The 5,092-nt window shown below is 48.1% G+C and carries 4 protein-coding genes; all 4 read right to left on the bottom strand.

The features are described 5' to 3' along the window. Nucleotides 1-2,318: S8 family serine peptidase (locus ABY802_RS15720; RefSeq protein ID WP_372628070.1), on the bottom strand; the 2,318-nt coding region annotated here is incomplete at its 3' end. A gap of 469 nt (nt 2,319-2,787) precedes the next feature. After that, entirely contained in the window at nt 2,788-3,012 is a 225-nt protein-coding gene (locus ABY802_RS15715) for a VF530 family DNA-binding protein (RefSeq protein WP_372628069.1), read from the bottom strand. A 69-nt stretch (nt 3,013-3,081) separates the two neighbouring features. Further along, nucleotides 3,082-4,089 (bottom strand): isocitrate dehydrogenase, encoded by a 1,008-nt coding sequence (locus tag ABY802_RS15710; RefSeq protein ID WP_372628068.1) that lies wholly within the window; start codon nt 4,087-4,089, stop codon nt 3,082-3,084. Nucleotides 4,090-4,248: 159 nt separating this feature from the next. Further along, on the bottom strand, nt 4,249-5,092 hold an 844-nt coding region (locus ABY802_RS15705; protein ID WP_372628067.1), incomplete at its 5' end, for a hypothetical protein.

The following is a 5,092-nucleotide window of genomic DNA, read 5'->3' as shown; positions in this document are numbered from 1 at the left end:
GGATCAACCACGACATTATACGTACCACCGCTACCTGTTACATCAGTTACCGTACGCGAAATGGTTTCACTACCCGCAAGCTCAGCAATCGCTATTGATGGGTAGTTCAATTGACTGGCGTCAGTAGCAAAACCGGCGTTAGCAATGTCGGTACAGTCTGCGCCAAATCTGGCAGAAGAGACTAAACCCGCTTCGCCTTGTCCACACAAGAATCCCAGATAATCACCTAAGTTTGCGCTATAGACCAGGCCCGGATTTAATGAAGGCGCAGGCGCAACATGGCCGGCACCAAAATCAAACGGATCAGCAGGTGTGGTACCATTTTCTTTCACAATATTCTGACGTGCTGTTGTCATAATAGCGGATTTGATTTGCGCAGGAGTCCAGGTTGGATATTGACCGGCCAACAGTGCCGCCATACCAGCAATATGCGGGCTGGACATGGATGTACCTTGCAGGTAGGCAAAGTTTTCACCTTGTGGGTTGCCACCGAATTGCAACTGCTGTGGGCTGGACGCCGCTAAAATACGAACACCCGGAGCAGTAATGTCAGGCTTAAGGATATCGCCAGTCTGGGTATTCACACCGCGTGACGAGAAGCCAGCCATGATATTACCCACTTCAGTCGCTTCTGTTGCCTGCGCTCGGTTTGTCAGAGTGATATTGGTCGTGCTGTTGTTAACACTGTCTGTTAATAAAGCGCCGTCGGTCTGGAAAATCATGACGCCCGGAATGCCAACCGGAGAGCCGCCCATCGCAAATGGCGCCCCGGGGGAGTTGTTGTATACCACGGCACCGATAGCGCCGGCGGCGGCGGCATTATTTAACTTGTCAGTGAACGCACAACTACCACGAGAGATAAGTGCAATTTTGCCTGTTAAATCATTCGCTAGCGGTCCACATGCTAATATTGGGTTTGCCAGTGCTAAGTCAGCACTTAAGCCAGCTTCCGGAACTGGCGTACCAATTGCACTTGGTACAGCGAACAACGAACTTGGTGCCAGGCTGCCGGAGTTTACATCAAGGGCAGTACCTATCACTGCTGAAGTACCGTCATAGGTTGACGCTGCAACCGTCGCAATCCAGGGCGCAATATTACTGACTGTCGCCGCTGTTGGTCCGCTGTTACCCGCAGACGCTGCAAAGAATACGCCGGCGTTAGCCGCACTAAGCGATGCGTTATATACCGGCGTATTAATCGCCTGAGAATTACCAATCGAGTAGTTTAATACGTCGACACCATCAACAACGGCCTGGTCTATCGCTGCTAAGCTGTCCCCAAAAAAGCATCCGCGCTCAGGCCCTGTAGGGGCCTCATAATTGGCGTTCCAGCATACCTTATAAGCCGCTACCCGGGCCCGGGGCGCAATACCTGATAGTACACCTACTTCAGCCCCGCCTAACACCGCTGTTACGCCTGCGTTACCTGCTGCAGTAGATGCGGTGTGGCTGCCGTGACCATCGTCGTCTCTGGCTGAAGCAAAAGCGCCTAGGCTAAACTGCATTTCATAAACGCTTGAGAAGGTGCTACCGAAATAGCGTGCGCCAATCAGTTTATTGTTACAAGTGAACTCGTCTGCAGGAGCGGTAGAGTCGTCATAAATGACTGTGCCACTTTCATCAACAAACGAACCAACGCTACCGACGTTACATTCACCCGCCCATCCCGCTGGCGCAGGGCCGTAAGTATTTGCTGGGCTAGTCGCTGCATCACTGAACGAGGGGTTTTCTGGCCAAACACCAGAGTCTAAAATACCAACAATAACGTCTTCCCCTAAAACGCCACTATCATGTAAGCCAGTACCAGCATCATTAACTAAACCCAAAAAGGTTGGTGTATTGGCGGTGTGTAGCTGATGAACTTCATCTGGATAAACTGCAGCAACATCAGGGTGCTTGCTTATGGCTTTGAGTTGCGCGGGTGATAAACGGGCGGAGAACCCATTAAAGGTATGTGCGTAGCTATGCAGCACTTTTATTGCACCAATTTCGGCTGCAACTGCTGCTTGCTTGGCTTTTACTGCCGCAACGTAAGCTTCAATTTTCGGCGATTTGGCATTGTAATTATTACCAACGCTCATCACCATTTGGTTACTAGGAATAAGTTCGCCAAGCTTGGTGGCCATATTAATCGCTGTGGCGCCTTTCAGCTCAACGATATACATACCCGACGCGGCTAAAGCAGGTGGAGCAGTATCCGCTGCGGCAAGTTTGCTGGCATCAACCTGAATAATATATGGCGATGCATCTGCATTTGCATAGACACTCGCCAGTGCCGTTGATAGAGCAATACCTAAGAGGTATTTTTTGAATTTCATTTGCTTCTCCCATTTACATCATTACGATTTCAGGTTGCGCAGCCAAATTATCTTCAGATACTGTCGGTACAACACGGGGTAGCTAGTTATTAGAAGCAGCAAGTTCTGCATACCTAAAAGTGCTATTAATGTTAAAAATTAATTAATTTTTTTTGTGGCTTTTTATATTGACCAGAGGGTTGCTGATATCAGATAAGGCAATAATCGCGCCATCAAACTAAGTGATTGTTTATTCTGATTTGTTTACTATTTAACCGTTTTAAATATCAAAACCTGTAAAAAACTCTGACAGAAAATTTGCTGGATAATGAGTAAGGCGCACTGGGGGTATTTTTAAACTGAGATGAATAAACAGAAAATTTGTAGCGATTACGCACATTTATGAATTATTAGTGGTTATTAAGTAATTTAAAGTGAGCTTAATTGTGATAGTTTGAGAGCGTCAGAGGTTCCTGCAAAACGTTAAAAGCTATAACTGCTTAAATTTAGTGGCGATAAACAGCGTCTCGGTTTTTTCGCGGGCCCAGGGGGTGCGGCGTAAAAACTTCAGACTGCTTTTTACTGACGGGTTTACTTTAAAGCAGTTAATATCAATCCGGTTAGCCAGTTCCGGCCAGCCGTAATGATCAACCAAAGCGGTGACAACTTGCTCCAGCTTGATACCATGTAACGGGTTGTTTTGTTGCTCGTTCATTTTAGCTCCTGCACACTGACCGCTAAAAAAATAGCCACCTGCTGGCGGCTATTTCTGCTTAAAAAACGATTATAACCTTTCTAACATGGCGGCGGTAAAGTCAGTGGTACCAAAACTACCACCTAAATCGCGGGTGGTTCTGTCACCACTGGCAATAACATCGGCTAGTGCAGCACGAATTTTCTCTGCTTTGTCCTGCATTTGCAGGTATTCCAGCATTTGAATTGACGCCAGAATAACCGAGCTTGGGTTCGCCAGATTTTTACCGGCAATATCCGGGGCACTACCGTGCACGGCTTCAAAAATAGCGCACTCTTTACCAATGTTGGCACCAGGTGCCATCCCCAGGCCGCCAACTAAACCGGCACATAAGTCTGATAAAATATCACCGAACAGGTTAGTGGTAACAATAACGTCAAATTGCTGCGGGTTCATCACTAACTGCATGCAGGCGTTGTCAACAATCATTTCCTGAGCGTCAATATCGGGGTAACGTGCTGCGACTTCGCGGGCTGTTTTTAAGAACAAACCTGAGGTTGATTTCAGGATATTAGCTTTGTGGACAATCGTCACTTTTTTACGATTTTCACGGCGAGCCGTTTCAAAAGCAAATACGGCAATGCGCTCAGCGCCTTCTCGGGTGATAATACTGCTGGCTTCGGCAATCAGGCCATCTTCCGACACTTGCTGACGATGACCAGAATACATACCTTCGGTATTTTCGCGAATGGTAATAATATCAATATTCTCGTAGCGAGCCTTGGTGCCTTTAAATGAGATCACCGGTCGCACGTTGGCATATAAACTAAACTGCTTGCGTAAAGTAACGTTAATTGAGGTAAAGCCGTCACCTACCGGGGTCGTTAACGGGCCCTTCAGGGTGATTTTATTACGGGCAATCGCATCCAGAGTGGTTTGTGGTAACAACTCGCCCGTTTGCTCCAGGGCCGTTAGCCCGGCTTCAACATATTCGTAGTCAAAATCACAACCGGCTTTGGTTAACACTTCAATGGCGGCCTCAACAATGCTCGGGCCGATGCCATCACCTTTAATGACAGTAATGGTTTGCTTACTCATGTGGATCCTCAGGGTTTAAAAGGGGAAATACGGGCAGACGCTAGCCGCCTGGAACCGCCGGAATATAGCAGTTTTAGCCAAATTTCGCCAGTTTGGTGAAAAGTTACCATAGTATATGGTGTTATAGTGACTATAACGGTGGTGAATGGTGTAATAAAACTAGATTTCAGGTAATGGATAGTAACAGTGGCTGGCTGCGATTAACTGTTGCTGCCAGTGTTCGGCCGGACGATTGGGCAGGTTAAGCTTGGCACAGCCCGCTGCTAGCAAAGCCGAAAGGCGTTGGCTATTAGTATCCGCGACGCAAAATACTGCCAGGGTTAGTTGCCAGCTTATGTTAAGCAACAAGGTTAATGATGACGGCAGGTTACTATGCCAGTCTTGCATAGCAGTTGCCCAGTCAGGATGCTGGTAATGCTGAAACAACGCCTTTAACTGGATCGGATAGGTTTTGCTTTGCCAGATATGTCGCTGAATATGCAGGCCAAGCAGTAGGTTTTGCTGCACGTGCTTTGCCAGTGGCAGTTGGCCCAAAGCCGCATGTTGCCACAAACTTACGCTGGCGCAACGTGATATCAGCCCGGCAATACACTGTGCCAATGGCCGCTGTGCGGCTTCGCTTATCAGTAGCAACGCCGCTGTCAGACACTGTTGCAGTTGTTCAAGCCAGTGATGGTGGGGATGAGCCTGTTGCTGACAATACTGAGATAACTCTGCCTGAGCAACCCAATCACTTAAGGCATCCTGACCGAGCATCGTTATGGCGTGCCGTAACTGGCTAACCGGGAGCTGCTGGCGACTGATGTTACCCGCCGCTAGTTCTAAAAAACGGCTTATTCGCGGCTGCGTGTTTAACACCTGCACTTGTTTGCTGATACTAAGCTTGCCCAGCTGATTAAAGACTGACTGCTCAAGACAGTGCTTTAACGTAATGTGTGAGGGGGCAGGCAACAGAGTGTTGTCCAGTTCCAGCAATGCCAGCCAGGTGGGATCCCGAAAGTAT

This window comes from Arsukibacterium sp. (genome assembly GCF_041616895.1).
GTDB lineage: Bacteria > Pseudomonadota > Gammaproteobacteria > Enterobacterales > Alteromonadaceae > Alishewanella.
Note: the sequence above shows the minus strand (reverse complement) of the source record. Positions and strands in the feature narration are given on the sequence as shown.